Here is a 26,645-nt window from a genome sequence, read left to right as displayed (position 1 = left end):
GCGCCGGCACTCCCCCGGCCGGCGGTCGCGGGCGACGGCACAGACCGCCGTTCCCCGACCGACACGTCCCACCTCCAGGCCCCGGCGGCGCGAGCGTTCAGATCCACTCCCGCCGGACCGCCTGCGCCCCCGCCTGGAACCGGCTGGTGGCGCCCAGCCGCGCGGTCAGGTCGGCCACCTTGCGGCGCAACGTCCTCTCGCTGATGCCCAGTTGGCGCTGGACGGCCTCGTCCTTGAGTCCGGCGTTCAGCAGCCCGAGCAGTGCGCGCTCCTGCTCGGAGAGATCGGGGTGGCCGCCCCCACCGGGCAACGCGGTGGGGAAGACGGGCGTGGCCTGCACCCAGTACGCCTCGAAGAGTTCGCGGAGAGCGTCGCACAGCCGGGAGCGGCGGACCTGGGCGATGGTGGTCCGGGTGCCCTCCTCGCTGGCGGTCAGCGGCACGACCGCGTCGCGTCCGTCCACCATCACCATCTTCAGCGGGACCCGCGGCACCACTCGGGCCTGCTCCCCCATCCCGACGATGTGGCGGAGGCGGTCGGCGTGGTCCGGGAGGTCCAGCACCTCCGACTGGTACACGGCCCGGACGGCGACACCGCGCCGCAGCACCTCCTTCTCGGCGTCCGAGGCCCCGTCCGCGTTCACGTAGGGAGGCGCGTCGAAGGCCAGGACCTCGTGCTCGGCGCCCGCCAGGAGTTCGGCGATGCGGGAGTTGATGGCGCGCGGTCCCTCGACCACCTCGACCAGGCGCCGGGTGTCGGAGCGGAGCATGCGCTCGTGGTACTCGGCCACGTAGGCGTCGACGTCCTGGGCGGTCCGTTCCACCTCGTGCAGCCGGGCCCGGTGCAGCGCCGCCAGCCCCAGGCGCGGATCGGCGGCGCGGTAGCGCGCGGGATGGCCGCCGTCCACCGAGGCGAGGCCCGCTTTCACCAGGCGGTCCAGTCCGCGCCGCGCCCGGTCGTTGGAACAGCCGAGCCCGTCCGCGACCTCGGACGAGGTTCGCGGGGACTCGCGTATCAGCAGGCCGTAGACCTGCTCGGTGTGCGCGTCGATGCCCAGTGGCTCCAGCAACGAACGCCCTCTTCTCTCGGTTTGCGCCAACGGTCCGATTCTATCCAGTGGCCGGTTCCCGTTCCTGGCCGGTATCGGCCACCAAGATCCCTCCCGCTGACGTGGTCGCGCCTGCGACAGTCGCACTGCCTGCCCGGTACCACCCCTGCCGGTACGGCGAACCACGAGGAGGAAGCGTGCTGTTGCCCCCCACGAGACGAATACGCCTACTGGCGCCGGCCCTGCTGGCCGCCACCGCGCTCGGCGCGACCAGCCTGATGGCCGCGCCCGCGGCCGAGGCGGCCCCCGGCGGCGGATCCAAGGGTGTCGTCCGCCTGACGCCGTCCGCGCTCAAGAAGCTGAGCGACCGATACAAGACCCGGGCCGACGGCACGGCGGGCCAGGTGGCCTCTGTCGGCGGCGACAACACCACCTCGGACACGGGCAACTCAAGCTCCGGCAAGACGAGTTCGGGTTCTGCCGACTCGGGCTCCGGCAGCACCGGCACCGACGGCTTCGGCCTGAAGCAGGACGGCCAGTGGGAGACCGCCCGCGGTGTCGCCTCCACCGTCACGCTCGGCTCGACCGGCGACTGGCTGAGCATCTACAGCTCCGGCAGCGTCACCCGGCTCAACGCCAAGGGCTCCCCGGTCTGGACCCGCACCAGCCACTCCCTGATGACCGACTGGGGCGTCAAGCCCAAGAGTTCGATACAGCCCGAGGAGTACGTGCCCGAGCTGTACGAGGGCTACGACCCGTACCAGCCCTCCAGCACCGGCCAAAGCCCCTACGCCACGGGCGACTTCAACCACGACGGCACCCCCGACCTCGCCGTCGCGTACAACGTCGGGTCCAATCCCGTCCGCGACTTCACGTCGCCGGGCTCCGACCTCGCGTCCGGCACCTTCGTGACCGTCCTCGACGGTCGCACCGGAGGCACCCTCTACAGCAAGCTGCTGCCGAGATACGTCGGTTCGCTGCTGGTGCAGAACGGCGAACTCGTCGTCGCCGACCGCACCGGCCCCGACTGGACGAACAACCCGGTCGCCGAGCAGGGCGACAGCCGCTCCAACCTGACCGCGTACACCTTCTCCTCCAACGGCAAGGGCAAGCTGGCCGGGCACGTCGCCTGGACGTACTCCACCGGTGCTCCCTGGGCCTACTGGGGCGACGTGACAACGCTGTCAGGAGGCCGTATCGCGGCCTCCTGGACCGACACCCCGATGGGTCTCGGCAATCCGCGCCCCGCCGCCGGCCACGTCCTCGTCCTCAACGGCAGCACCGGCAAGGCCACGGTCGACACCAAGACCCCCGGCTACCCGCGCATGCTCGCCGCCGAGCCCGGCTCGGACCGGGTCCTGGTCGTCGAGCAGAACGACCCCTACGACGCGGTCCGTTGGGACCTGACGGCGGTTGACGCGCACTCCGGAAAGCGCACCGTGCTCGCCTCGCGCGAGGGCACCGTCCCGGAGGACTTCGAGGTCAACACCGACGCCCACGGCGGCCAGGCCGCCTACGCCGTGGCCGAACTCGGCATCAACGCCGACCTGTCGGACGGCCAGAGCACCATCTCCGGCTGGGACGCCCACGGCAAGACCCTGTGGACCCGCACCACCCTCTCCACCGTCGGCAACGCCAACGCCCCCACCACGGGCCTGAAGTGGGAGAACAACGGCGGCGATGTCGTCGCCGCGATCTCCGACCCGGCCTACTGGAGCGCGGAGCGGCCCAACGGCCCCGAGCACACCCAGCTCACCGCCCTGGACGGCAAGAAGGGCACCGTCGCCTGGGCGCGGGACGGCGCTGTCACCGGTGACCGGATCACCGACTACCGCGGCGGCCTGCTGAGCGTCGGCTACGACGACACCGCGTACGTCACCGACCCCCGCAAGGGCACCACCACGTCCACCCTGCCGCTGCTCGGCGACGCGTACACGGCCGTCGCCGCCGACGTGAACGGCGACGGCGTCAAGGACCTCGTCGTCGGCGGTCAGAGCCGGGGCGTCTTCGCCCTCGACGGCCGCACCCTCGACGACGCCGTGCCCCACCAGCTCTGGCACGCCGCCGTCGGCGGCCCGGTCCGGCAGCTCCAGACCGCGACGCTGACCGACAGCCGCGGTCGCGGGACCGCGTCGCTGGTCGCGGCGACCTCGTCCGGCTTCGCCGTGCTGACCACCGCCACCGGTGCCGTCCGCACCGACAAGAACCTCGGCGGCGGTTTCGTGCCCACCGTCACCCTCACCAAGGACGGCCACGGCGGCACGGAGATCGTCGCCGCCGGCAGCCACGCCGTCGCCGCGTACGACGCCACCGGCAAGGCCCTGTGGACGTACACCCCGGCCGGCACGGCGGGCAGGACGCTGGTCTTCTCCAACGTCGCCTCCGACGCCGACGGCAACCTCTACCTCGAATACGGCGGCGTCCGGCCCACCCTCGCCAGCGGTGCGTCCGACCCCGCGCCCACCGAGCTGAGCCTGTCCCCGAGCGGCAAGTCCCGCTGGAGCGCCAAGCCGAACGACGCCGCGAACGCCGCCTGGGTCGTCCAGAACCAGGGCGTCTACGCCAGCGCCGACATCCCCGGCGCCGACGGACGGGGCGTGGCCTTCGCCTTCGGCGGTGACAAGCCGGGGGGCCTCAACATCACCCACCTCACGCAGGTCCTCGACTCCGCGGACGGCTCCGTCGCCTACAGCCACCACACCGTCGGCGTCGACACCGCCCTCGGGTTCGTCGCCTCCAAGGCCGACGGCCTGATCGAGCTGCACTTCAACGCGGTCACCGTCTACCCGGCCGACGGCAGCGCCCCCTACAACCTCACCATGGGGGTGCAGCCCTTCTCCGGAGTCATCGACGGCAACGACCACCTGATCACCGCCATCAACGGCATCTACGCCTACGACCTGCCCCTCGACCCGGCGGAGAGCTACCCCGATCCGGCCGCCGAGGACTTCGGCCTCAACGCCGGCCGCGTTCTCTCCGCCCACCTCGGCTCCGCGTCAACGCAGAACCTGATCGCCCTCACGGTCGACCAGCGCGGGCTCGCCATCTCCCTGCAGACCGGTGGCTTCGACTACTACGAGTCCGACTACTACCAGCACGGCATCACCGTCTACTCGGTGACCGGCGGCAGCGGAGGCAGCACCACGACCGCCGTCCCGAGCAGCCCGGCCGACACCGGTGCCACCACCGAGTTCGGCACCTCCGCGGACATCGTGGTCGCGGCTCCCCTCAAGGACCCCGGCCTGCCCAAGGGCACCGCGTCCCTGCCGCTGAAGATCAAGTCGTCGGTCAAGGTCACCGACCCGGACACCGCCCGGTCCAACGGCACCACCGACGTCACGGAGACCACCAAGGGCTACACCCCGCAGCAGATCCAGGCCCGGCTCGGGCTCACCGGAGACGGCACCGGCCAGACCGTGGCCATCGTCGACGCCTACGACTACCCGAACGCCAAGTCCGACCTGAACCACTTCGCCGCCCACTTCGGCCTGCCGCAGACCTGCGACAGCGTCGACAAGGGCACCGACTGCTTCGACTTCACCCAGGTCCACGCCGGGACCACCACCCCGGACGCGAACGCCAGTTGGGAGGAAGAGGAGGCCCTCGACATCGAGTGGGTCCACTCCGTCGCCCCGCACGCCCGCATCGTCCTGGTGGAGGCCACCGACGCCTCCGCCGCCGGTCTCTACCAGGCGGTCGACGTCGCGGAGACCTACCACCCGGCCGCCGTCAGCAACAGCTGGGGCATGTCGGAGTTCTCCGAGGAGTCCTTCTACGACGGCCACTGCAAGCTGACCGACTCGGTGTGCACGCAGTCCACCGGTGACGACGGCTACCCCGCCGGGTACTCCAGCACCGACCCGTACGCGCTGGCCGTCGGCGGCACCAACATGGTCCTCGACGAGTCCGGCGCCACCGAGTCGGAGACCGCCTGGAGTTCGACCGGCGGCGGCCTGAGCTACTTCGAGAAGCGCCCCGCGTACCAGGACGGCGTCCAGTCGTCCCCGTTCCGGGCCACCCCCGACGTCAGCTTCGTCGCGGACCCCGCCACCGGTGTGGCCGTCTACACCACCGCCCTGAGCGCCACGGGCACGGGCACCTGGCTGGAGGTGGGCGGCACCAGCCTCTCGGCTCCGTCCTGGGCGGGCATCCTGGCCGCAACCGACCAGCTCCGCGCGGCAAACGGCAAGGCCCACCTCGCCGCCGCCGGCCCTGACGGAGACACCGCCCACCGCGACGTCTACGCCCTGGGCAGCCACCTGTACGACGTCACCTCCGGCAGCAACGGCGTCTGCGGCACCGAGTGCACCGCGGCCTCGGGTTACGACACCGTGACCGGCCTCGGCTCCCCCCTCGCGGGCGTCGACAAGGCACTGTCCACGATGAAGTAGGAACCCGGACCGCCCCACCGCGCGGACGCCCCGACAGCCACCTGCTGTCGGGGCGTCCGCGCGGTCCCACTTGGACCTCTCTGCTGTCAGGAGTTGCAGCCAGTTGGAGGCCGCGAGCAGGCTCGCGGCGTCCCACGAACTCGCGCACCGCGAAGTGGTGCTGGCCATCTGCCGGTTCGGCTGTCGGTGTCTCCTGCCAGGATGCGCGGGTGACCTCAACTCACCCCCGCTCGAACGACCACGAGGACGCGGCGCGTTCCCGCCTTCTCCAAGTGGTCGGCGCCATCACTCCCTGGGACGACGTGGAGCGCACCCACCTGGAGACCGCCACGCGGTGGATCACCGGCGGCGCACCGCTCTACCGCGTACGCAAGCCGGACGTGCCACCGATGCACCTGGTGAGCTACTTCGTCGTCCGCGACCACGCGCGCGGGCGGCAACTGCTCGTGGCGCACCGCAAGGCGGGCCTGTGGCTGCCGGCCGGCGGACACGTCGAACCGGGTGAGGACCCGTGGGTCGCGGTCGTCCGCGAATGCCGTGAGGAGCTGGACATCGAGGCCACGGCGTCGTCGATCACGGGCGAGCACCCCCTGTTCCTCACCGTCACCGAGACCCGTGGACAGGGCCCGCACACCGACGTCTCGCTCTGGTACCTCCTCGACGCCGACGCCGACTCCGTCACCTCCTACGACCAACGCGAGTTCGACGCGATCCGGTGGCTGTCCGACGAGCAGGTGCTGGCGGAGCCGGTCGCGTCGCTCGACCCCCATATGCACCGCTTCACACACAAGTTGCGGGACGCGCGAACCGCGACGAACGTCAGCGGGTAGTCCAGCAGGGCGGCGCGGCCGTGCCGGGGTCAGTGGGCCGAGGCGGGTGCGTCGGGTGAGGTGGCGGCGGGTTCGTCCTGGCGCAGTTCGGCCAGGAGTTCGTTCCGGCCGGCGAGCAGTTCGGTGAGGATGCGTCGTGCGGCCCGCAGGAGGTCGGCCACGTCGCCGCCCGCCAGCGCGTAACTGACGGTCGATCCTTCCCGGAAGGAGACGACGATGCCGGAACGGCGCAGCACGGCGAGCTGCTGCGAGAGGTTGGAGGGCTCGATCTCGATGTCGGCGAGCAACTCCCGTACGGGGCGCGGGCCGTTCTGCAGCAGCTCCAGGATGCGGATACGGGCCGGATGACCGAGCATGCGGAAGAACTCGGCCTTGGCCTGGTAGAGGGGGACCTGCATGACACGCGCTCCCGGTAGTCACCGACGGCGACGGGAGGCCCCGAGAGGACCCGGGGCGCCCGGAGCCGGTCCGTCACGTCGATCCTGCCGTTCGGCGGCCGGTCAGTCCACACGATGAGCAGATGCGGATGTGACAACTTGAAGAAGTCTTCACATTGTGGGCATGCGAAAATGAGATCACACTGTCAACTGCTGCTCCACGCGCCTGAGTTGATGTCTGGCCATGGCGAGGTTGGAGTGCTCCTTGTCGAGGACGAGGTAGACGAACAGTCCCTGGCCGTGCTTGCCCGCGACCAGCCGGATCAGGTGGTACTGGCGGTCGAGCGTGATCAGGATGTCCTCGACGGCGGAGCCGAGGCCGACCTCGGCCATGGTGCGCATCTCCGCGCGCACCACGTCCGTGTTGCCTGCAGCGGCCACCAGCAGGTCCAGATCCGCACCGCCGCCGAGGGTTCCCAGCGCCATTCCGCTGGTGTAGTCCACGATGGCGCAGCCGACCGCCCCTTCGATGCCGGTCATCAGTTCCTTGAGCGAGGTATCGACACTGGCCATGGCACCACTCCCGGTTTCGCGGGGCCGGACCGGGATCGGTCAGCCCCTGCTGACGCCGACCCTAGGAGGCCGCGGCGCCGACCGTCCCCGCATGTCGCATTCGTGTCGCAACGTGCCTGATCCCGCTCGGAAGAGGGCACCAAAAGGCCACGACCGCAGGCCACTTGGACCGGCGGCGGGGCACCCGGGGCGGACCTGACCCACGTGACGTGCGGTGAACACGGCCGTCCGGCGCATGTGTTGACCCCTCCGTTCCGCACACGGCGCGAACAGTGCGTTACACGCATACAGATGTACGTATCCGGGCGTCCGTCCAATGCCGGGGCGTTCCGCGGCGGAATGCGGTGGGATGGCGGACACGAGGCGCACCACGGCCGGATCGGGGAGCGGTATGAGAGACGGAACGACTGCGCGAACCAGGGCGGCGGCTGCCGTGGCGTCGGAAACCAGGTGCGCGGCCTGCTCCGCGGACAGCACTCTCTTCCCCGGGGCGGGGACCGCGGAGGAGTTGTTCCGCGGCCTGATGGAGTCGGCCCCGGACGCGATGGTCATCGTCGACGACGCGGGGGCCATCGTCCTCGTGAACGCGCAGACCGAAGCCCTGTTCGGCTACAGCCGTAGCGAACTCCTGGGCCGCCCGGTGGAGTTACTGGTTCCCGAGCGCATGCGAGGCCGCCACACCGCGCATCGCGGCGCCTACACCCGCAGCGGGCAGCAGGTGCGGCCCATGGGCGCCGGCTTCGACCTGTACGGAGTGCGCAAGGACGGTACGGAGTTCCCGGTCGAGATCAGTCTCAGCCCGCTGCACACCGATGCCGGGCTGCTGGTCTCCGCGGCCGTCCGCGACGTGAGCGACCGCAAGGCCGCCGAGGCCGAACTCACCGCCCTGTACGAGCAGCAGAAGCACATCGCCCTCACCCTGCAACGCAGCCTGATGGGCACGCCGCCCGCCGTCGCGGGACTGGCGACCGCCAGCCGCTACCTCCCGGCCACCCAGGGGGCCGGTGTCGGCGGCGACTGGTTCGACCTGGTCCCCCTCGGCGGCGGCAGGGTGGGCGTCCTGGTCGGCGACGTCATGGGCCGCGGCTTGGAGGCCGCCGCGGTCATGGGGCAACTGCGGTCCGCGGCACACGCATTGGCGCAGACCGGCATGCAGCCCCAGCAGCTCATGCAGGCCCTCGACACCTTCGTCGCGGGCCTGCGGGTACCCGAACAACTGGTCACCTGCTGCTACTTGACCCTCTCCGCCGAGAACGCCGAGGTCACCGTCTGCTCGGCCGGCCACCTCCCGCCCCTCGTCACCTGCCGGAACCGCAGCTCCTGGGTGGACGCACCGGTCAACGGCCCGCTCGGACTCGGGGACGTCATCTACGAACAGCACACGCTCACCGTGGAACGCGGCGCCCTGCTCACCGTCTACACCGACGGGCTCGTCGAGACACCCGGCAGCGACATCGAGGAGCGGATCGCCCTGCTGGGGAGCCTGGTGAGCGCCACGGCCTCCTCGACCCCCGACCTGGAGAAGGTCGCCGACACCCTGCTCAACAGTCTGCTGCCCGACAACGACACGCACGACGACGTCACCCTGCTCCTCGTCCGGGTCCCCGACGCGCCCGTGGCCCGCACCTCGTGCGAACTGCCGGCCGAGACCTCGTCGGTGCCGGCGGGCCGGCGGTTCCTCAAGAACACCTTGCGGGACTGGGGACTTGAGGAACGGGCCGACGACGTCTGCCTCCTGCTGTCGGAGGTCCTCACCAACGCGGTCCGGTACGCGGCGGGCCCCGTCACCGTGAACGTGCGCCGTTCACTGCGTGATCTGACCGTCGAGATCGGCGACCAGGACCCGAGGCTCCCGCAACCCCGGCTCGCCGAGCCGGGCGACGAGTCCGGGCGTGGCCTCTTGCTGGTCAGCACCCTCTCCGACGAATGGGGCGCACGGCCCACCGGCGACGGCAAGACCACCTGGTTCACCCTGCGCGGCGTCTTCAGCTGAGCCTGGGCCCGCCCCGCGACCTGGATGCGCCTCGTCGATCCGTATGGGCCACCATGTGTGTGCCGGGCGGATCGTCAAGTGGGGCCGCCGGGCGGACGATTCGGCGGAAGGGGCGGGTTCGTGCGGCAGAGCGAGGGCCAGATACTGGCTGAGGAGCTTGCAGCTCTCGGCGGGGCGAGTGGTGGCACCGGCCGCCTGGTCGGTGTTGTGGCCAAGCTGATGAGGAACAACGTCCACGAGATCGATCTGCGTCTGCCTCTGCCCTTCGACGATGCGGTGGGGGTCGTCTCCGACGTCCTCGGGGCGGCGGGCCACCCGGTCGAAACCCCGCCGGTCGGCTCCGCCTCCGGCGGGGACGAGAGCCAAGGCGACAGGACGATCCGTGTCGTCGCCGATGGCGGTGCCGGCGGTCTGAATCCCGTGGTGGTGACGGCGCGCGTGCTCGGAGCCGACGAGGGCAGCTCGGAGGTCTGGCTTCGCGGAGCCGCCAAGGAGGGGCTGATCAAGCAGCGGGCCGGAGAGGAAGTCGTGGTCCGCCTCGCCGCTCTGCTCGCCACCGCGGCCGGAGCGACCGGAGCCGCCGGGCAAGGTGGGTGAGCGCGAGCACGACGGCGGTGCGGAGTGCCGGCCGGACCCGCGTGTCTAGGCGGATTCCAGCAGCTCCCGGAGCCGGTTCAGGTCGCCGGTGACGGTCTCGGCATCGCGCTCGAAGTCGGCGTCACTCATCTGCGGCTGCCGGCGAAGGGTGAACACGACCTCGCTCTCCTTGCCGTCGCCGATCACACGGACCGGGTTGTAGACGGTTTCTCCGGAGGGGAGCGTGACCTCGTGGTCCAGCACACCCAGATCGTTTCGCGGCACGAAGCTCACCACCACCCGTCCCAGGGGAGAGGAATCCGCGATCCACTGCCCGTCGACCCTCTCGATGGTTCCGCCCAGACCGCGCGCCCACTTGGGCAGGTTCTCCGGATCGGACGCGTAGGTGTAGACCTCGTCGACCGTGCGGGCGACGTGAACGCTGAGGTGACGTGATTGCTTGTCGGCGCTGTTCATGGCATCGAGGGTAGTGGGCCGACGTCCTCGCCTTCTTGAACGAATCGGACGTACCCGCCCTGTTGCCCCGGCCGTCCGGGACGCGGGTGCGCCTCTCGATCCAGCCTGGCAACAGCGCTCCGGCGGGGCCCCGGCCCGGCGCTTTGGTCGTTCGTCCCAGAGCCCGGCCCTCCGTTCGCTCAGGAGCACGCGCGGGCACCGGAGATGTCCGCGGCAGCACCCAAGGCGGCTACTCCGCAGGGGAGTTGAGGGGCCGGCCCGGCTGAGCCGGCGGCTCAGCCGAAAAGTTGTCACTCGCCGGGGGGCTGACGGACGTGGTTCCTGACCGACCTCTCGATCACGTACGCGGACGCGGTGAACGTCTCGATCTGCTCGGGAGTCAGGTCGCGGACGGTGATCTGCTCCAGGGTCCGCCACATGTCGGCGATGGGCGCCCGCAGCGCGCGGCCCTCGTCGGTGAGGCGGACGACCATGACGCGGCGGTCGTGCGGGGCCTGCTCCCGCGTGAGCAGCCCCGCCTCCTGCATGCGACGCAGGGACTTGGAGACGGTGGAGTGGTCGAGGCCGGCCTTCTCCAGGAGTTCGGCCTGGGTCTGACCATCCTTGTCGAACAGTTGCATGAGCAGGAGTTCCTGCCCCGGATGCAGGTTCATCGCGCGCAGCATCGCGGCGGCGTAACCGCGATGCGCACGGGCGAGCAGGAAAATGGCGAAGCTCAGGCTCCCCTCGCGCGCGGCGCTCGGCGGCTCGGGCGGGGTCTCGGACAATGCTGCTCCTTCGGCGTTCCGGGTAGAGGCGCACCGTCTACGCGACGGTGAGGACGATCTTCCCCCGGTTGTGGCCGCCGTCGCTGGCCTGCTGGGCCTTGGCCGCCTCGGCGAGCGGATAGGTGGCGCCGACCGTGGTCACCAACGCGCCGTCGGCAGCCTGCCGGGCCAGTTCGGCGAGGCGGGGTGCGGAGCGGCGCTGCGGGCCCTCGGCGAAGATGACGCCGAGTTCGGCGGCGCGGAAGTCGGCGGTGGTGACGATCCGGTCGGTCCCGCCGCGCAGGGTGATGGAGTCCTCCAGCGCGCCCTTGCCCGCCGCGTCGAAGACCGCGTCGACGCCCTCGGGAGCGACGGCCCGGACGCGCTCGACCAGGTTCTCCCCGTAGACCAGGGCGGTGGCGCCGAGCGAGGTCACGTACTCCTGGTTGGCGGGGCCGGCGGTGCCGATCACGCGGGCGCCGCGGGCGACGGCGAGTTGTACGGCGATGGTGCCGAGAGCGCCGGACGCGCCGTGGATCAGCAGCGTCTCGCCCGCCGTGACGTGCAGCAGGTCCAGCACTCGTTCGGCGCCGTCCGTCGCCACGGGCAGGGCGGCGGCGTGCGTCCAGTCCAGTCCGGCGGGCTTCGGGGCGAGGACGGCCGGGGAGGCCAGGGCGTACTGGGCGTAGGAACCGGTGTCGGACCAGCCCAGGACCTCGTCGCCCTCCTTCACGCCGTCGACTCCCTCACCGACGGCGTCGACCACACCCGCGATCTCACCACCGGGGACGGCGGGCAGGGTGGTCGGGAAGATGGCTTCCATGGCGCCGGACCGGATCTTGCCCTCGACCGGGTTGACGCCGACGGCCCGGACGCGGACGCGGACCTGACCGGGGCCGGGCTCGGGGGTCGCGAGCTGCGCCTCGTGCAGGACCTCGGTGCCGCCGAACGTGTCGAAAACGATGGCCTTCATGGCTGCTGTCTCCTTCGAGGGGGTAGGCCGACCACCTTTACGTGGCCAGCCACATAAAAGTAGCACCGATTATGTGGCTGGCCAAGTAATTGGCCGGAGGGTGGCCCGTACCTCCGTCGTACCGCCCCGCGGACCGCTGCGGCACGGAGTATTCGATGGCAGCCCACGCCTCCCGACTGAGAGGGTGCGGGGCATGAGTCCCGAGCCCAGCGGTGCGCCGGAGGTTTCCTGGCTGGGTGGGCCGATCGACGCGCGTGCGCTGTTCGCCCCGGAACTCGCCGCACTGGTCGCCACCCTGCGGGTCCTGACTCCCGCCGACTGGAGCAGGACCGCGACCGGACACTGGACGGTGCACGCCGTCGCCGCCCACGTGCTCGGCGACTGCCTCGGCCGCCTCGGCCACAACCACCGAGGAGGATTCGGCGAGGGGGAAACGGTCGAGGCGTTCATCCACCGCACGAATCAGCAATGGGTCGACCGGCACGCGGACACCAGCCCCGCTTCGCTCATCGACGACCTGGCGGCGGCGGGCGACCGGCTCGCCCGGCGCTTCGCCACCGCCGACCTCCACGAGACCGCCACGGGCGTGTCCTGGGCGGGCGTCGACCCCGCGCCGGCCTGGCTGGACATCGCGCGGGAGTTCACCGAGTACTGGACCCACCGCCAGCAGATCCGTCATGCCACGGGCCACACCACCGACCCGGAGCCACGCGCGCTGGACACGGCCCTCGACACCTTCATGCGGGCCCTCCCCCACACGCTCCGGTTCACGTCGGCACCCACCGGGACGCAGATCGACGTGATCGCCGAGGGTGCGGTCTCCGGCTCGTGGACCGCTACCGCGAGGGCCGACCGGTGGTCGCCGGCCGAGGCACCGAACGGCCGCCCCTCCGCAGTCGTGATGATGGACGCGGAAACCCTCTGGCGACTGGCCACACGCGACATCGATCCCGCGGACGCCCTTGCCCGAGCCCGGGTGCAGGGGGACCGGCGACTCGCCGCAGCCGCGTGCCAGATCGTGTCGATCGTCCCCTGACGACATCCGCTGGCCACCCCGGGCCCGGCATTCGCATCGGCGTCGGCGTCGGCAGTGCGGACACCAACGTCAACCGTCAACTCCGGTGCACGCAAAGCTACTTGCGGACCCCAAGCCCCAGAGCGCCGATCATCGCGCCGGACGGGGACCGCAGGGGGGGCGATCCGCCGCGCGTCACGTTTCGACGGCCACGGCGGCGAAGGCAGGGAAGACGGCGAAGGCGGTGAGGATCAGGCAAGCAGCACCGGCAGGACGACCGCTTCCACGTAGGAGCGGAAGAAGGCCTGGTCCGGCGGGCGCTGGTCGATGAGTTCGCGGCACATCACAGCGCCGATCATCATGTGCATCACGTAGTCGAGGGCCGCGTTGTCCGCCGACACCTCGCCGCGGGCGATCGCTCGCCGCAGCATGGTCTGCACGTACTCCTGCTCGGGGGCGATGATCTGGTCGCGCAGCGCGTGCAGGAGTTCGGGGTTGGTGATGGCGGCCTGGGCGAGGCTCCGCATCAGGTCGGCGTCGGCCTTGACCGTTTCGTCGTCGAAGTGGGCGACTCCGGCCTCCAGGTCGCCCCTCAGCGATCCGGTGTCGACGCGCGTCTTGGCGTGCTTGGTGCGGGCGAGCGCGAACGCCACCAGCTCCGCCTTGCCCTTCCACAGCCGGTAGAGCGTGGCCTTGCTGACTCGGGCACGGGAAGCCACGGCGTCCATGGTGAGTGACTCGTAGCCGACCTCGCGCAGCAACGCGAGTGTCGTCCCGCCCAGTTCGTCCATGCGCTCGGAGGTCAGTCTGCTCTTGACCGAGCGTGTAGCCGCAACCACCGGCACGTCCTTCCGTCAGGCCCCGTTACCCACGGTCCAGAGTACGTGCCCCCGCTGGGGAACGAAACGGTTCTGTACTGCACGGCCTCTTGCGGCGCGGAGGGCCGTTAGAACTCCTGTACAGTGGGCGAACGAAACGGTTTCGTACCGTTGAATGACGCCCAAGCCTCCGGAGAGCTTCCCCATGAGTCAAGACCTCCAAGACCGTCCCCCGGGCGGGACGGATCACGTCGCGCGGGGCGCAGGTGATCACAGCGACCCCGACCACGCCAGGCGCTGGTGGGTCCTGACCGTGATCGCTCTTGCCCAGCTGATGGTGGTGCTCGACGCCACCATCGTGAACATCGCCCTTCCGTCCGCCCAGACGGCCCTGGGCTTCAGCGACGGCAACCGGCAGTGGATCATCACGGCCTACGCCCTCGCCTTCGGCGGTCTGCTGCTGCTCGGCGGCCGGCTCGCCGACCTGGTCGGCCGCAAGATCGTCTTCCTGATAGGCGTCGTCGGCTTCGCCGGCGCGTCCGCGCTGGCCGGCGCCGCACAGAACTTCGAGGTGCTCGTCACCGGCCGCGCCCTGCAGGGCGTCTTCGGCGCACTGCTGGCCCCGGCCGCGCTCGCGCTGCTCAACACCACCTTCACCCACGCCAAGGAACGCGCGAAGGCGTTCGGCATCTTCGGCGCCATCGCCGGCGCGGGCGGCGGTATCGGCCTGCTCCTCGGCGGCCTGCTCACCGAGCACCTCAGCTGGCGCTGGACCCTCTACGTCAACCTGATCTTCGCGGTGCTCGCGTTCGCCGGCGGCATCGTCCTGCTGAAGGGCGGCCGTCCCGCCGAGCGCCCGAAGCTGGACATCCCCGGCACGGTCCTCGCCACGGCCGGCCTGTTCGGTCTGGTCTACGGGTTCTCCAACGCCGAGAGCCACCACTGGTCGTCGCCGATGACCTGGGGCTTCCTGATCGCCGCCGCCGTACTGCTGGTCGCCTTCACCGTGTGGCAGACGAAGGCGAAGCACCCGCTGCTCCCGCTCCGGGTGCTCGCCGACCGCAATCGCGGCGCCTCGTTCATCGTGGTGGCGGTCAGCGGCGCGGGCATGTTCGGCGTCTTCCTCTTCCTGACCTACTACCTCCAGGCGACCCTCGGCTTCAGCCCGGTGCAGACCGGTCTCGCGTTCCTGCCGATGATCGGCATCCTGATGGTCGCGGCCCAGTTGTCCACCATCAAGCTGGTGCCCAGCTACGGGCCCAAGTACGTGGTGCCCATCGGCGCCCTGATCGGCGCCGTCGGCCTGGCCATGCTCACCCGCCTGGAGGTGGACAGCACCTACGCGGCGAACATCCTGCCCTGGCTGCTGGTGATGGGCGTGGGCATCGGCCTGGTCATGCCGCCCGCCATGAGCCTGGCCATCAACGGTGTCCTGCCGGAGGACGCCGGAGTCGGCTCCGCGACCGTCAACACCATGCAGCAGATCGGTGGCGCCATCGGCACCGCGCTGCTGAACACGCTGGCCGCCAGCGCCGCCACCAACTACCTGAAGGGGAAGAAGCCCACCGAGCAGGCCCTGGTCGAGGCGCAGCTGCACAGCTACTCCACGGCCTACTGGTGGTCCGCGGGCATCTTCCTGCTGGGCGCCGTCATCACGGTGTTCATGTACCGGAAGGGCCGCGTCGTCACGGGTGACGACGACGCCCCGGTCGTGCACATGTGATCGTGCTGGAACCGCTGCCGGTTCCAAAAGCGGCTGCCCCACCTCCATGTCGTGGAGGCGGGGCAGCCGCTTTTTGGCCTGTCGCGGCGCCCGACGTCGACGGCTCGGCGGCGCAGAACCGCCGCGCCGTCAGCGGAACTCGGCGACGCGGTCCGCCGTCCACTCGGCGAACGTGCGGCCGGGGCGGCCGAGAATGCGCTCCAGGTCCGGGGAGACCGGGGTCGGCGTCTCCACGCACGACGCGAAGTAGCGCAGCAGGGAGTCGGCGATCTCCTCGGTCATCCAGGGCCCGGAGAGCATCGCGTCACGGGCAGCAGCGTGCGGGATCTCCCGGTAGCGCAGGGGGCGTCCGAGGGTCGCACCGAGAATGCCGACCTGCTCCGTGAAGCTCAGCGGTTGGGGTCCGGTCAGTACCGGCGCCTCGCCCGACGGGATCGATCCCGTCAGGGCACGGGCGGCGACGGCGGCCAGGTCGTCCTCGTGGACCGGGGCGGTGACGGCGTGAGCGTAGGGACCCACGACCGTGTCGCCGGTCCTCACCTGGCCGATCCACTGCCGGGCGTTGGCGGCGAAGGCGTCCGGCCGCAGGTGGACGAACTCAGGGGCGGCGGCCTCGGCGGCGGCTTCCAGCTCGCGGTGGCGGTTGGCCACCGCGTGGTCGCTGTCGCCGGTGAGGACGGACGAGGACGACAGCGTGACCACGCGCGTCACCGGCGGCCCTGGCCGCGTCGAACAGGGTCCGCTCGCTCCGCCACAGAGCCGCCGGGTTCACGAACACGGACGTGACGCCGTCGAGGTCGGGATGCGCGCTGTCGCAGGACTCGACACCCGCCGGAAAGGTGGCGGTGCGAGGGGAGCGGGTGAGCGCGCGGACGGGATGGCCGGCGGCGGCGAGGTCCGCCACGAGGGGGCGGCCGACGGTGCCGGTGGCTCCGGTGACAAGGATCAAGGCTCTCTCCGTTCTGAGTACCGGGTCCAACGTCAACCATCCGGTTGAATTTTGTCAACCAACCAGTTGATTGACGCTCCGGCCCTCGTCGATATCCTTGGCCCCATGAACCCGCCCGCCCGTCGCCGGGCCGCCGACGCCGCGGCCCCCGCGCCCGAGGACTCCCGGAGCCGTCTGCTGGAGACCGCGAAGGACGTCTTCGCCGAGAAGGGGTACGCCGGGGCCCGGGTGCAGGAGATCGCCGACCGGGCAGGCGTCAACAAGCAGCTGATCAACTACTATTTCGGCGGCAAGAGCGGGATCTACGCCGAGCTGGGCCGCCAGTGGCTGACGAACGAGACCGAGCTCCAGGACCCCGAACTCCCCTACGAAGAGCTGGTCCTCGGCTACCTGCGCACCAACTTCGCGGACCCGCGCGGCATCCGGCTGAAGGCATGGTCGGAACTGACGGGCCGCCCCGACGACTCCGAGCCGAACGCGGAGGACCTGGCCGACATCGAACGTCGGCAGGCCGAGGGCGAGTTGAGCGACACAATCAGCCCCGCCATGGTCATGCTGCTGTCCCAGGCGCTCGTCATGGCCCCGCACCTCATGCCGGACACGGTGCGCGGCATCTTCGGCAGCGACCCTGCCGACCCGGACTTCCAGCGGGCCTACGCCGAACAACTGGCGCGCACGCTGCGCCTGTTGCGCGCCTGACCCACCCTCCGACTCCTCCGACGAAACGCTGCGGGGCGTGCGGGTCCGTCCACGGCGGGACCCTTGCCCGGCGAAGCCCGGCCACCGAGGGGCGCCCCCTTGAGAGGGATGCCGCGCACGGCCTCCGGGCGTGGTGATCATCGCGCGGCGCCCACGGGGAGCGCGGTCCGTCAGGAAGCAACGCCTACCGGCCGAAGGCGACGACAGCCCTGTCGGCGGCGCCGGGGGAACGACGCCGGGCCGGGAAGCAGAGTCACGGAGCCTGGCTCGGGAGCACAGGGGCTCGGAGGCGCCCGCGCGAGGTCGCCGACGTGGCGCTCACGGCGCCCCGGGGTACTCATGACAGATGCAGACATTCCTGCCCTTCCCGGATTTCAGGGCATCCGCCGCCGCCCTCGACACCCGACGCCTGGGCAAGCAGCGGGTGGAGACCCTCCAGGTGCTTCGCGGGCTGACGGTTCCCGGCTACGGGTGGCGGCACCATCCGGCTGTCCGCATGTGGACCGGCTACGAGGAGGCACTGGTCCGCTACGGCCTGGAGATCTGCGGTACCTGGACGGCGGGTGGGCGTACGGACACCTGTGCCGCGTCCCTGATGGCCGACTTCACCGGTCACCGGCCCGGCGCGCGGGTTCGCACGCAGTCGATGCTGGCCGCGGCCGGCGAACTGCCGCCCTGGCTGGGAGACGCCGGCTTCCACCGCAGCCACCGCTCGGCTCTGCGGCGCAAGGACCCCGATCACTACGGCCCCTTGTTCACCGACGTCCCGGACGACCTGCCCTACATCTGGCCCGCGTCGGACCGGGATCCCTCACGGGCCGGGAACGGGCAGCCGTGACGCCCACGCCGGCCGGTGACGCGACGGTGCGCTCGGCGGCCGGAACCGGGCGGACGCCCCCGCCGACCCACGTGCGGACGCCTCGGCGAAGAGGCCGACCTAAAGGTGCACAGGCAACCGGTGGCTCGCACGACCTCCGCACGCACGGCGCACCGCGCCCCCGCAGACGGTCCCGTCCCGTGCCGCTGGCCGCTGGCCGCTCCGCACCCGGCCGGCTCAGGGCGTCAGCACGATCCTTCCGAACACCGTGCCCGCGTCCATCTTGCGATGGGCGGCCTCCGCCTGATCCAACGGCAGCGTCGCGTGCACCACGGTACGGAGGTCCCCGCGTGCGGCGGCCTTGAACTGGGAGGACCGCACGGCCTGCCGCTCGGGGGCGGGCACGGTGTCGGTGCTGAGAGTGGAGAACGACAGCGATCTGCGGAAGGCGTCCATGAGATGCGTGCCGAAGTCCGCCGGTGGCTGACCGCCGACCACGCCGACGGCCACGTATCGCCCGTTGGGCTTCAACTTGTCCAGGAAGAGCGGCAGTTGAGGACCTGCCACAACGTCGATCACCACGTCGAAGCCGACGGGCGCGTCCGGGCCGTCGCCGGAACGGTCGAGAACGTGCGTGGCGCCCAGCTCCCGCAGGCGAGTGCCGCGCTCGGCCGAGGACGTGGTGACCGCCACCGCACCCGCACCACCCCGCGCCGCGAGCTGGAGCGCCGTGATGCCGATGCTGCCCGCGGCGCCCCGCAGCAGCACCTTCTCGCCGGGTGCGAACCGGGCACGTTCGAGAGCGAAGTGGGCGACCACGCCGGAGCCCCCGAGAGTCACGGCGTCGGCACCGGTCAGACCGTCGGGCAGCGGCAGGAGATCCCCGACCGCCGCGACGGTCTGCTCCGCGTAGCCACCGGACAGACCGGTGAACGCCCACACCCTCCGCCCGACCCACGAGCCGTCCACGCCGTCACCCACCGCGGTGACGAGGCCCGCGACCTCGCTGCCGAGCAGATGCCCCTCCCGGAAACCGTAGGCGGCGAGCGCGCCCCGGCGGATCACCGCGTCCACCCCTCCCACCCCGATCGCCTCCGTGGTGATCCGTACCTGTCCGGGCGCCGGGACGGGCTCGGGTAGGTCCCGGACCTCCAGGCCCGCGGGGTCTCCGAACTTCCTGATGACAACGGCTTTCACTGCGACTCCTCGGGTCAGTGCGGGACAGGCAGCCCCACGCCGGCCGTGATCGGCGGGCCGGCGCCTTCGGAACGTAACGGACGCTCCCGTCCGTTTGGCTAAAGTGAGACACGATGCCCAGCCAATTGCCTCACACCGCGCGTTCCGACGCCCGCGACAACCGCGACCGCCTCTTGCGCGCCGCTCGCACCGTGTTCGGCGAGAAGGGTCTGAGCGCGCCCGTGCGGGAGGTGGCACGGCAGGCCGATGTCGGTCCCGCGACGCTTTACCGGCACTTCCCGACCAAGCAGGACCTGATCACCGAGACTTTCGCCGAGCAACGGCACGCCTGTCACGCCATCGTTCGTGATGCTCTCGTGGACCCGGACCCCTGGCGCGGCTTCCGGATTCTGATCGAGCGGATCTGCGAACTCCACGCCGACAGCAGGGGATTCGCCGACGCGTTCATGGCTGCCTTCCCCGAGGCCATGGACTTCGCCGCCGACCGTGAGCGCACCCTGCGCGCGGTGGCCGAACTGGCCCACCTGGCCAAGAAGTCGGGACGGCTGCGGCCAGGCTTCGTCGTCGACGACCTGGTCCTCATGCTCATGGCCCACCGAGGGGTCCAGGAACTCCCGCGTGCCGACCGGCTCGCGGCATCCCGTCGTTTCGCCGCGTACATGATTGAGGCGTTCCGCGCCGTTCCGGAGCCGGGGACGCCGGACGTTCTGGAGAGACGCCCCTGACCGATCGACGCTCGCGGTCACAGCCGCGGCGGACGCGGTACGGCCACCGGTCGCACGCCACGCCGCAGACTGTGCGCAGCCCACTTGGGCCTCTGAGACGGCGGGCCCCGTCGTCGTGTCACAACGAGGGTCGGCTGCCCGGGTGGACGTCGACCAGAAGCGAGCGACACGCCGGGTCTTGCTCCCCCTCCCCCACGGACCCTTCCGGTCGGCCGAGTTGAGCACTCCGGGTCACGAAGGACGCCCGCCGAACTGCCAGTTGTGCACCTCGACATCGGCGTACCGCGCAGAGGTCAGGATGGCGCGTGCCGCGTACGGGTCGGGAGCGCGGAGCAGAACCGCCGTGCCCAGCCAGGTCGTACCGTCGTCGGACAGCAGTGGTCCGTAGGCGATCAGGTCGTCCCGGTCGTCGGGTACCGTGAGATCCACCGCCTCTCCCGTGCCGAAGCCGAGCACGAGGTACCGGTTTCCGCCGGTGCGCCCGCCCGGGAAGTCCCACATGGTGCGCCCCAGCACGTTGCGCCACCGTCGCAGCAGCACGTCTCTGTAGGCGCCGGCCTGGTAGTTCGGTTCCTCGAAGGCGAACGCGCGGGCAGCGGTCGGATCGGGCAGATCGACGATGTGCACACTTCCGGTGGCCGTGTCGCCGTCGTCGGCGAGGGTCGGCCCCCGGGCGATCATTTCCTTCGCGTACTGATCCATGTAGGACCAGTGCTCTTCCAGCAAATCGTCTCGCAACGCCGCGGAATCGGAACGATCGCGGTGGTAGCTAGGAAACTCCATGCCCAGAGGGTCCTTCACAGGGGTGGCAGGGTCGAGTGACTTTCCCGGGCGGTCGGATCAGGATTGCGCGGTCCGGAAGGCGACGTACCTGCTGAAGGCCGCGTGGCTGTCCGGGGTGAAGCGCCACTCCGCCAGGGCCGACCTCAACTCCGGCTCGCTCAGCCAGCCGTACCAGGCGACCTCATCGGGATCGGCGACCAAGACGCTCGGCAGCACGGCTTCGTGCACGCCGAGCCAATGGGGGCTCAGACCGCTGCGATTGAGGAACGTGAACAGCAGGCGCGGCAGCACACGGACACCCAGCTCTTCGGCCAACTCCCGCCTGGCGGCGCGCTCATAGGACTCGCCGACGCCCACAGCGCCACCGGCCACGACTTCGTGGAACCCGGGGAAGCGCGACAACTGCCCCGACCGCCGGTGAACGAGGATCCGTCCCCGCTCGTCGCGGCACACCGTCACGGCGACCCGGTGCAGCCAGCCTTCATGAACTGCCTGCCGCCTGCTGACCACCCCCAGGACACGATCCTGACCGTCGACACGCTCCACCAGTTCGTCCACGACGCCCACCCTGGCAGAACCCACCGACAACGCCGGCGACGCCGATTCCCGGTGACCGGCGTGACCGGTGGAGACCGACCCGAGGCGAACCTGGGCCAAGGGGCCGCCGGCACGCGGACAGCGACTGAAGTGGGGGCCGGTCCGCCGGAGTTGGCGGACCGGCCCTTGATGGTCAGGTGGTCCCGGGTGTCAGCTCGCGGTGCATACCAGTGTGGGTGTGCCCGCCCCGCCGGGTGCGGCGCCGAAGCCGAACGATGTCGACGCTCCGGCGGCGACGGCGCCGTTGTGGTCGGCGTTGTGTGCCGTGACCGCCTTGCCGGTCTGCGTGTAGGAGGCGTTCCACATGCTGCTGATGGTCTGGCTTCCGGGCCAGTTCCAGGTGACCTGCCACGTCTTGGTCGGCGACGTACCGGTGTTGGTGACGGTGACGTCGGCGTTGAAGCCGCTGCCCCAGTCGCTGCTCACCTTGTAGGTGGCCGTGCAGCCGGAGGAGGTGCCGCCCGAGCCGGACGTGGTCCCGGTGACCGACGCCGAGGCCGGCGAGGTGTTGCCCGCCGCGTCGCGCGCTCGCACGGTGTACCCGTAACCGGTGCCGGCGGTGAGGCCGGTGTCGGTGTAGGAAGTGCCGGTCACGGACCCGACCTTGGCGGTGCCGCGGTAGATGTCGTAGGCCGTGACGGCGGTGTCGTCGGTGGACGCCGTCCAGGAGAGGGAGACACTCGTGGACGTCGTGCCGGTCACCTTGAGTCCGGCCGGCGCGGTCGGCGCGGTGGTGTCGCCGCCGGTTCCCCCGCCGCCACCGCCGCTGAAGGACGGTGACTTGATGGACGCCAGGTAGCCGTCCTTGACGGTGTCCACGGTCTGCCAGTCGTCCTTGAGGATGCCGCCCGTGTCACCGGAGTTGGGGTTCCACGACCAGAAGGTCCAGTTGAAGCTGTCGGCGCCGTAGGTTCCGGTGGGACGCAGGTAGTCGACGAGCGCCGCGAGCCACTTCTGGTCGATCGTGGACTGGAGGGTGGTGCCGAACTCCCCGAGCCACACGGGCGCGATGTTCTGCTTGAAGATGTATCCCCAGTTCTTGTCCCACACGGCGGGCATGTTGGCGGGGAACGACGGGTCGCTGAACCACGGTTGCTGCGCGACGCTCGTCGCGTAGTCGTGGGCCGAGTAGACGACACGGTTCGCGACGTCCAGCCGCACCGGGGCCGTGGCCACGCCTGCCAGGTTGCCGCCCCACCAGGTCGACTGGCCGTTCACGGTCTGTACGCCCTCGACGAAGATCAGGAGCTGGGGGTTGACGGACAGGACGGCGTTGCCACCCCGTTCAGCGGCCAGCCGCCAGTCGATGCTCGTGTCCCCGCATCCCCAACAGGCCGGGTCGTGCGGCTCGTTGTGCAGGTCGATGCCGACCACGGCGCTGTTGCCCAGGTAACGGGTGGCGAGGGCCTTCAGGTTCGTGATCCACGTGGTCTCCGGCACCGCCGCGGTGTACCAGAGCGCCGACTGGCCCGAGGCGTCCGGGCGGTGACGATCGAGGACGACCTTGAGGCCGATCGTCCCCGCGTAGCCGACGATCTTGTCCATGACCTGAAGGGAGTTGAGGCCCTGGAGGTCGGCGTTGAGACCGCCGGAGTAGTTGACGCTGTCGGGCGCGGTGTTCTTGAAGATGTCGTCGCTGTAGGGCAGCCGGATCGTGTTGTAACCGAGCGACTTCATCTGGTCCATCATCGACTTGTAGTCGCGTGACCAGAGCCCGTGAGCGACGTAGCTGGAGGTCTCGAACCCGAACCAGTTGATTCCCGCCATCCGGACCGGCTGGTTCTGTTCGTCGAGGATGCGGCGTCCGCTGGTGTGCCAGTACCCGGAGCCCGCCGACGCGGTCGCCGTCGTGACGGTCGAGGCAGGGCCGGGCGACGCCTGCGCGGGCGGCGCGGCGAGCGACACAAGTGTGATCACGGCGCCGGCAACCAGGGTGACCAGGGTGTTTCTCAGCCGGCGGAGCGGCTCGGTTCTCATGGGGGGTCCTCTCGGAGGGAGAAGCGAGAGCGTGGGAGCGCTCCCATATTGCGAAGCAGGCATGCGGATGACGTGAGGGCGGCTGGGCCGTCCCGGCAGCGACCGCTCCCACGAGCCGCCCGGGGTGTCCCTCCCGTGCGACCCGCTCGTCGAAGCCGTGACCGCGCCCATGGAAGCCACTTGGCGTACATGCGTCAATACCCCGCGCAACGATCGGGTCCCGGAGAGCGAAAATTTCCCCACGCGACCGGCCCCGACGCGGGGCGGCGGAAACAACGCGGCGGCCACTACCGGGCGATCGCCGTAGGCGCGGCGCGAGATCCCCCGTCCCGTCGCCGCCACGGTCCTCACGACGGCGGCGGCACCCAATGGCGTCCGCGCCCCGGGCCTCCTCCAACTCCCCCGGCCGTCGCCCGCCCGCCGGTCACGCAGGCGGTCCGACCACTCCCGAGCTGCGACAACAGCCACCCGTTGCCCTAACTGCCGCCGTACGGCGCACCGTTGCTCGGCATGATCCCGAACAACCCATCTGACGCGGGGGTGTTGACAGGTTCGATTCCGTGACCGCACGCTGCGGGAGCGCTCCCAAGCTCAACGCACCGTCCGCCGGCCCCTCTTGGAGCCGAATCGAAGAGACAACCGGCGGCCGGTGTTCGGCACCCAGCTCCGCGGCAGGGGACCACAGCCGCGATGCGAAAACCCCCAGGCAGGCCCACCCCCGACCCCCTGAAATTCCCGCCTGAAAGCCTCACGGCCCCCGTCCGGAAGCGCCCGGCGCGTTCCCGCACCGGCGCTTCACCGCAGGACCGCAGCATCCGCAGAGCCGCACCACCCGCAGAGCCGCATCGCCGTAGAGCCGCACCACCCGCAGAGCCGCACCACCGCAGAGCCGGCACGGCCCCTCGCGCATCACGACTCAGCAGATCGTGACGCGCCGGTCCGGGCTGCCCGCCATCCGGTTCGCCGGACGACGGGAGCGCCCTTCCGGACCGCACCGGAGAGGCGAACTCGCCCTGCCTGTAACCCCGTTCCCCCGTTGCTCACAGGAGAGACCATGCGCTTGCGCTTGTTCAGACCTGCCCGCTCCGCACGTTCACGTGCCCCGAGACGAACCGCCGCCCTCGCGTCGGCCGCCCTCGTCGGCGCACTGTCGCTGACGGCCCTGCCGCAGACCGCCAGCGCCGCGGCGAAGCTCGACAACCCGTACGTCGGGGCCAAGACCTACGTGAACCCCGACTGGTCCGCCAAGGCCGCGGCCGAGCCCGGTGGTTCGGCCATCGCGAACCAGCCGACCTTCGTGTGGCTGGACCGCATCGCCGCGATCCAGGGCACGGCGGACGCCCGAGGTCTGAAGGCCCACCTCGACGCCGCCAAGGCGCAGGGCGCCAACCTCGTGCAACTGGTCATCTACGACCTCCCGGGCCGTGACTGCGCGGCCCTGGCGTCCAACGGCGAACTGGGTCCGACCGACCTCGCCAAGTACGAGTCCGACTACATCGACCCCATCGCCGCCATCCTCGCCGACCCCGCCTACGCGAGCCTGCGCATCGTCAACCTCATCGAGCCGGACTCCCTGCCCAACCTGGTCACCAACGCCGGCGGTACCGCGGGCTCGACCACCCAGTGCGCCACGATGAAGGCGAACGGCAACTACGAGAACGGCGTCGGCTACGCCCTGCACAAGCTGGGCGCGCTGTCGAACTCCTACAACTACATCGACGCCGGCCACCACGGCTGGCTCGGCTGGGACAGCAACCTCGTCCCGGCCGCCCAGGAGTTCAAGAAGGCCGCCACCACGAACGGCGCGACCGTCAACGACGTGACCGGCTTCATCGTCAACACCGCCAACTACTCGGCCACCAAAGAGCCTTACGTCAAGATCACCGACACGGTGAACGGCACGACGGTGCGCCAGTCGAAGTGGATCGACTGGAACCAGTACAACGACGAGACCACCTACGCGCAGGGGCTGCGCACCGCACTCGTCGCCCAGGGCTTCGACAGCGGTATCGGCATGCTCATCGACACCTCCCGCAACGGGTGGGGCGGCAGCTCCCGGCCCACCGGCCCCGGCCCGACGACCAGTGTCGACGCCTACGTGGACGGCGGACGCATCGACCGGCGCATCCACGCCGGCAACTGGTGCAACCAGAGCGGTGCCGGCATCGGTGAACGTCCGGCCACCGCTCCCGACACCGGGATCGACGCCTACGTATGGGCCAAGCCCCCGGGCGAGTCGGACGGCGCGAGCCAGGCCATCGCCAATGACGAGGGCAAGGGCTTCGACCAGATGTGCGACCCCACGTACACCGGCAACGCCCGCAACGGGAACAACCTCACCGGCGCACTGCCCAACGCGCCGCTCGCAGGCCACTGGTTCTCCGCCCAGTTCCAGCAGCTGCTCGCCAACGCCAACCCGCCGTTGAGCGGCACCGGCGGAGGCGGCACCAGTGACACCCAGGCCCCCACCGTTCCGGGCGGGCTCACGGTGTCGGCCACGACCAGTGACAGCGCCTCCCTGACGTGGACGGCGTCGACGGACAACACCGCCGTCACCGGCTACGACGTCTACCGGAACGGCACGAAGGTCGGCAGCGCCACCGCCACGTCCTTCACCGACACCGGTCTCTCCGCGTCCACCAGCTACACCTACACGGTCAAGGCCAAGGACGCGGCGGGCAACGTCTCGGCCGCTTCCACGGCGGCGACCGCCGTCACCAAGGCGACCAGCGGCGGCGGGGGCGGCAGCACCTCCGGTCTGAAGGCGCAGTACAAGAACAACGACTCCTCCGCCACGGACAACGGGATCCGGCCGGGCCTGCAACTGGTCAACGGCGGCACCGCGGCCGTCGACCTGTCGAAGGTCACCGTCCGCTACTGGTTCACCGGGGAGTCCTCCTCCGCCGGCTACCAGAGCTTCTGCGACTGGGCCCAAATCGGTTGCTCCACGGTGAAGTTGTCGACAACCGCACTGCCCCAGGCCCGGACCGGCGCCGACCACTACCTGGAGGTCGGCTTCAGCAGCGGCTCGCTGGCGGCCGGCGCGAACAGCGGCGATCTCCAGCTCCGCCTGGCCAAGTCGGACTGGTCGAACTTCAACGAGGCCGACGACTACAGCCGGGGCACCAACACCTCCTACGCCGACGCTCCCAAGGTCACCGTCTACGTCGGAGGAACCCTGGTGTGGGGCTCGGAGCCGTAAACCGCTACCCACCACTGGCGGCACGGCGCTCGCGCCCACCGCACGACACGGCGGTCGGAGCCGGCCGAGGTGCGGGATACACCGGTGCCCCAGTGACCCGGTGACATCTCCCACCCGGCAGCCCCGACCGGGAGCCCCGGAGGCATTTCGCCTCCGGGG

23 protein-coding genes are annotated in these 26,645 nt (G+C 70.7%); 10 read left to right on the top strand and 13 right to left on the bottom strand.

From position 1 onward, the window contains the following. Positions 1 to 97: 97 nt before the first annotated feature. Positions 98 to 1,069, bottom strand: coding sequence for a helix-turn-helix domain-containing protein (locus ACFZA0_RS16740; RefSeq protein WP_391016745.1), 972 nt, complete (start codon positions 1,067 to 1,069; stop codon positions 98 to 100). A gap of 176 nt (positions 1,070 to 1,245) precedes the next feature. Here ACFZA0_RS16740 and ACFZA0_RS16735 point away from each other — a divergent pair, with 176 nt between their 5' ends. Beyond that, complete coding sequence (locus ACFZA0_RS16735) at positions 1,246 to 5,439, top strand: hypothetical protein (protein WP_391016742.1); 4,194 nt, start codon at positions 1,246 to 1,248, stop codon at positions 5,437 to 5,439. Positions 5,440 to 5,648: 209 nt separating this feature from the next. Next, positions 5,649 to 6,269 (top strand): NUDIX domain-containing protein, encoded by a 621-nt coding sequence (locus ACFZA0_RS16730; protein WP_391016739.1) that lies wholly within the window; start codon positions 5,649 to 5,651, stop codon positions 6,267 to 6,269. A gap of 29 nt (positions 6,270 to 6,298) precedes the next feature. Here the strand turns inward: ACFZA0_RS16730 and ACFZA0_RS16725 are convergent, their stop codons facing one another. After that, a complete protein-coding gene (locus tag ACFZA0_RS16725) occupies positions 6,299 to 6,667 on the bottom strand; it encodes a metalloregulator ArsR/SmtB family transcription factor (protein WP_391016736.1) in 369 nt (122 codons plus the stop codon). 177 nt (positions 6,668 to 6,844) lie between these two features. After that, positions 6,845 to 7,219: a hypothetical protein gene (locus tag ACFZA0_RS16720; RefSeq protein WP_391016733.1), complete on the bottom strand. Its 375-nt coding sequence runs from the start codon at positions 7,217 to 7,219 to the stop codon at positions 6,845 to 6,847. A 391-nt stretch (positions 7,220 to 7,610) separates the two neighbouring features. Here ACFZA0_RS16720 and ACFZA0_RS16715 point away from each other — a divergent pair, with 391 nt between their 5' ends. Together ACFZA0_RS16715 and ACFZA0_RS16710 are read left to right on the top strand one after the other, a co-directional pair. Then, complete coding sequence (locus tag ACFZA0_RS16715; RefSeq protein ID WP_391016732.1) at positions 7,611 to 9,212, top strand: SpoIIE family protein phosphatase; 1,602 nt, start codon at positions 7,611 to 7,613, stop codon at positions 9,210 to 9,212. 120 nt (positions 9,213 to 9,332) lie between these two features. Further along, positions 9,333 to 9,809, top strand: coding sequence for a hypothetical protein (locus ACFZA0_RS16710; RefSeq protein WP_391016731.1), 477 nt, complete (start codon positions 9,333 to 9,335; stop codon positions 9,807 to 9,809). Positions 9,810 to 9,854: 45 nt separating this feature from the next. Here ACFZA0_RS16710 and ACFZA0_RS16705 read toward each other — a convergent pair whose 3' ends face one another. From ACFZA0_RS16705 to ACFZA0_RS16695, 3 genes are all read right to left on the bottom strand, one after another. After that, entirely contained in the window at positions 9,855 to 10,265 is a 411-nt protein-coding gene (locus ACFZA0_RS16705) for an SRPBCC family protein (RefSeq protein ID WP_391016728.1), read from the bottom strand. 290 nt (positions 10,266 to 10,555) lie between these two features. After that, positions 10,556 to 11,032 carry a MarR family transcriptional regulator gene (locus tag ACFZA0_RS16700; RefSeq protein WP_391016726.1) on the bottom strand — a complete coding sequence of 159 codons (477 nt, stop codon included), beginning with the start codon at positions 11,030 to 11,032 and terminating at the stop codon, positions 10,556 to 10,558. Between the two features lie 37 nt (positions 11,033 to 11,069). Continuing rightward, positions 11,070 to 11,984, bottom strand: coding sequence for an alcohol dehydrogenase catalytic domain-containing protein (locus ACFZA0_RS16695; protein ID WP_391016723.1), 915 nt, complete (start codon positions 11,982 to 11,984; stop codon positions 11,070 to 11,072). Between the two features lie 193 nt (positions 11,985 to 12,177). Here ACFZA0_RS16695 and ACFZA0_RS16690 point away from each other — a divergent pair, with 193 nt between their 5' ends. Then, positions 12,178 to 13,020, top strand: coding sequence for a maleylpyruvate isomerase family mycothiol-dependent enzyme (locus ACFZA0_RS16690; protein ID WP_391016721.1), 843 nt, complete (start codon positions 12,178 to 12,180; stop codon positions 13,018 to 13,020). Positions 13,021 to 13,250: 230 nt separating this feature from the next. On the opposite strand, the gene ACFZA0_RS16685 is transcribed toward ACFZA0_RS16690, so the two are convergent. Continuing rightward, entirely contained in the window at positions 13,251 to 13,838 is a 588-nt protein-coding gene (locus ACFZA0_RS16685) for a TetR/AcrR family transcriptional regulator C-terminal ligand-binding domain-containing protein (RefSeq protein WP_391016718.1), read from the bottom strand. 184 nt (positions 13,839 to 14,022) lie between these two features. On the opposite strand from ACFZA0_RS16685, the gene ACFZA0_RS16680 reads away from it, so the two are divergent. Then, a complete protein-coding gene (locus ACFZA0_RS16680) occupies positions 14,023 to 15,540 on the top strand; it encodes a DHA2 family efflux MFS transporter permease subunit (RefSeq protein ID WP_391016715.1) in 1,518 nt (505 codons plus the stop codon). Between the two features lie 129 nt (positions 15,541 to 15,669). Here the strand turns inward: ACFZA0_RS16680 and ACFZA0_RS16675 are convergent, their stop codons facing one another. Together ACFZA0_RS16675 and ACFZA0_RS16670 are read right to left on the bottom strand one after the other, a co-directional pair. Continuing rightward, on the bottom strand, positions 15,670 to 16,251 hold the full coding sequence (locus tag ACFZA0_RS16675; protein ID WP_391017627.1) for a hypothetical protein: 582 nt from the start codon (positions 16,249 to 16,251) through the stop codon (positions 15,670 to 15,672). Then, on the bottom strand, positions 16,139 to 16,444 hold the full coding sequence (locus ACFZA0_RS16670; protein WP_391017595.1) for a hypothetical protein: 306 nt from the start codon (positions 16,442 to 16,444) through the stop codon (positions 16,139 to 16,141). Before ACFZA0_RS16670 ends, ACFZA0_RS16675 begins: the two co-directional genes overlap by 113 nt. Positions 16,445 to 16,594: 150 nt before the next feature. On the opposite strand from ACFZA0_RS16670, the gene ACFZA0_RS16665 reads away from it, so the two are divergent. Continuing rightward, on the top strand, positions 16,595 to 17,188 hold the full coding sequence (locus ACFZA0_RS16665) for a TetR family transcriptional regulator (RefSeq protein WP_391016713.1): 594 nt from the start codon (positions 16,595 to 16,597) through the stop codon (positions 17,186 to 17,188). A 346-nt stretch (positions 17,189 to 17,534) separates the two neighbouring features. After that, positions 17,535 to 18,026, top strand: coding sequence for an MSMEG_6728 family protein (locus ACFZA0_RS16660; protein ID WP_391016711.1), 492 nt, complete (start codon positions 17,535 to 17,537; stop codon positions 18,024 to 18,026). A gap of 216 nt (positions 18,027 to 18,242) precedes the next feature. Here ACFZA0_RS16660 and ACFZA0_RS16655 read toward each other — a convergent pair whose 3' ends face one another. After that, entirely contained in the window at positions 18,243 to 19,202 is a 960-nt protein-coding gene (locus tag ACFZA0_RS16655; protein ID WP_391016708.1) for a zinc-binding dehydrogenase, read from the bottom strand. 113 nt (positions 19,203 to 19,315) lie between these two features. Between ACFZA0_RS16655 and ACFZA0_RS16650 the strand changes: the two genes are divergently transcribed. Next, positions 19,316 to 19,927 carry a TetR family transcriptional regulator gene (locus tag ACFZA0_RS16650; protein ID WP_391016705.1) on the top strand — a complete coding sequence of 204 codons (612 nt, stop codon included), beginning with the start codon at positions 19,316 to 19,318 and terminating at the stop codon, positions 19,925 to 19,927. Positions 19,928 to 20,158: 231 nt separating this feature from the next. Here the strand turns inward: ACFZA0_RS16650 and ACFZA0_RS16645 are convergent, their stop codons facing one another. From ACFZA0_RS16645 to ACFZA0_RS16635, 3 genes are all read right to left on the bottom strand, one after another. Further along, positions 20,159 to 20,710, bottom strand: coding sequence for a YciI family protein (locus ACFZA0_RS16645; RefSeq protein WP_391017593.1), 552 nt, complete (start codon positions 20,708 to 20,710; stop codon positions 20,159 to 20,161). 57 nt (positions 20,711 to 20,767) lie between these two features. Next, positions 20,768 to 21,277, bottom strand: a complete 510-nt coding sequence (locus tag ACFZA0_RS16640; RefSeq protein WP_391016702.1) for an NUDIX domain-containing protein — start codon at positions 21,275 to 21,277, stop codon at positions 20,768 to 20,770. Positions 21,278 to 21,457: 180 nt separating this feature from the next. Beyond that, entirely contained in the window at positions 21,458 to 23,284 is a 1,827-nt protein-coding gene (locus ACFZA0_RS16635) for a cellulase family glycosylhydrolase (protein ID WP_391016699.1), read from the bottom strand. A 1,054-nt stretch (positions 23,285 to 24,338) separates the two neighbouring features. Between ACFZA0_RS16635 and ACFZA0_RS16630 the strand changes: the two genes are divergently transcribed. Then, positions 24,339 to 26,486 (top strand): glycoside hydrolase family 6 protein, encoded by a 2,148-nt coding sequence (locus ACFZA0_RS16630; protein ID WP_391016697.1) that lies wholly within the window; start codon positions 24,339 to 24,341, stop codon positions 26,484 to 26,486. The last annotated feature ends 159 nt before the right edge of the window (positions 26,487 to 26,645 follow it).

This window comes from Streptomyces sp. NPDC008150, assembly GCF_042956945.1.
In the GTDB taxonomy this organism is placed as follows: domain Bacteria; phylum Actinomycetota; class Actinomycetes; order Streptomycetales; family Streptomycetaceae; genus Streptomyces.
The sequence above is the reverse complement of the archived record's forward strand: the minus strand, read 5'-3'. Positions and strand labels throughout refer to the sequence as shown.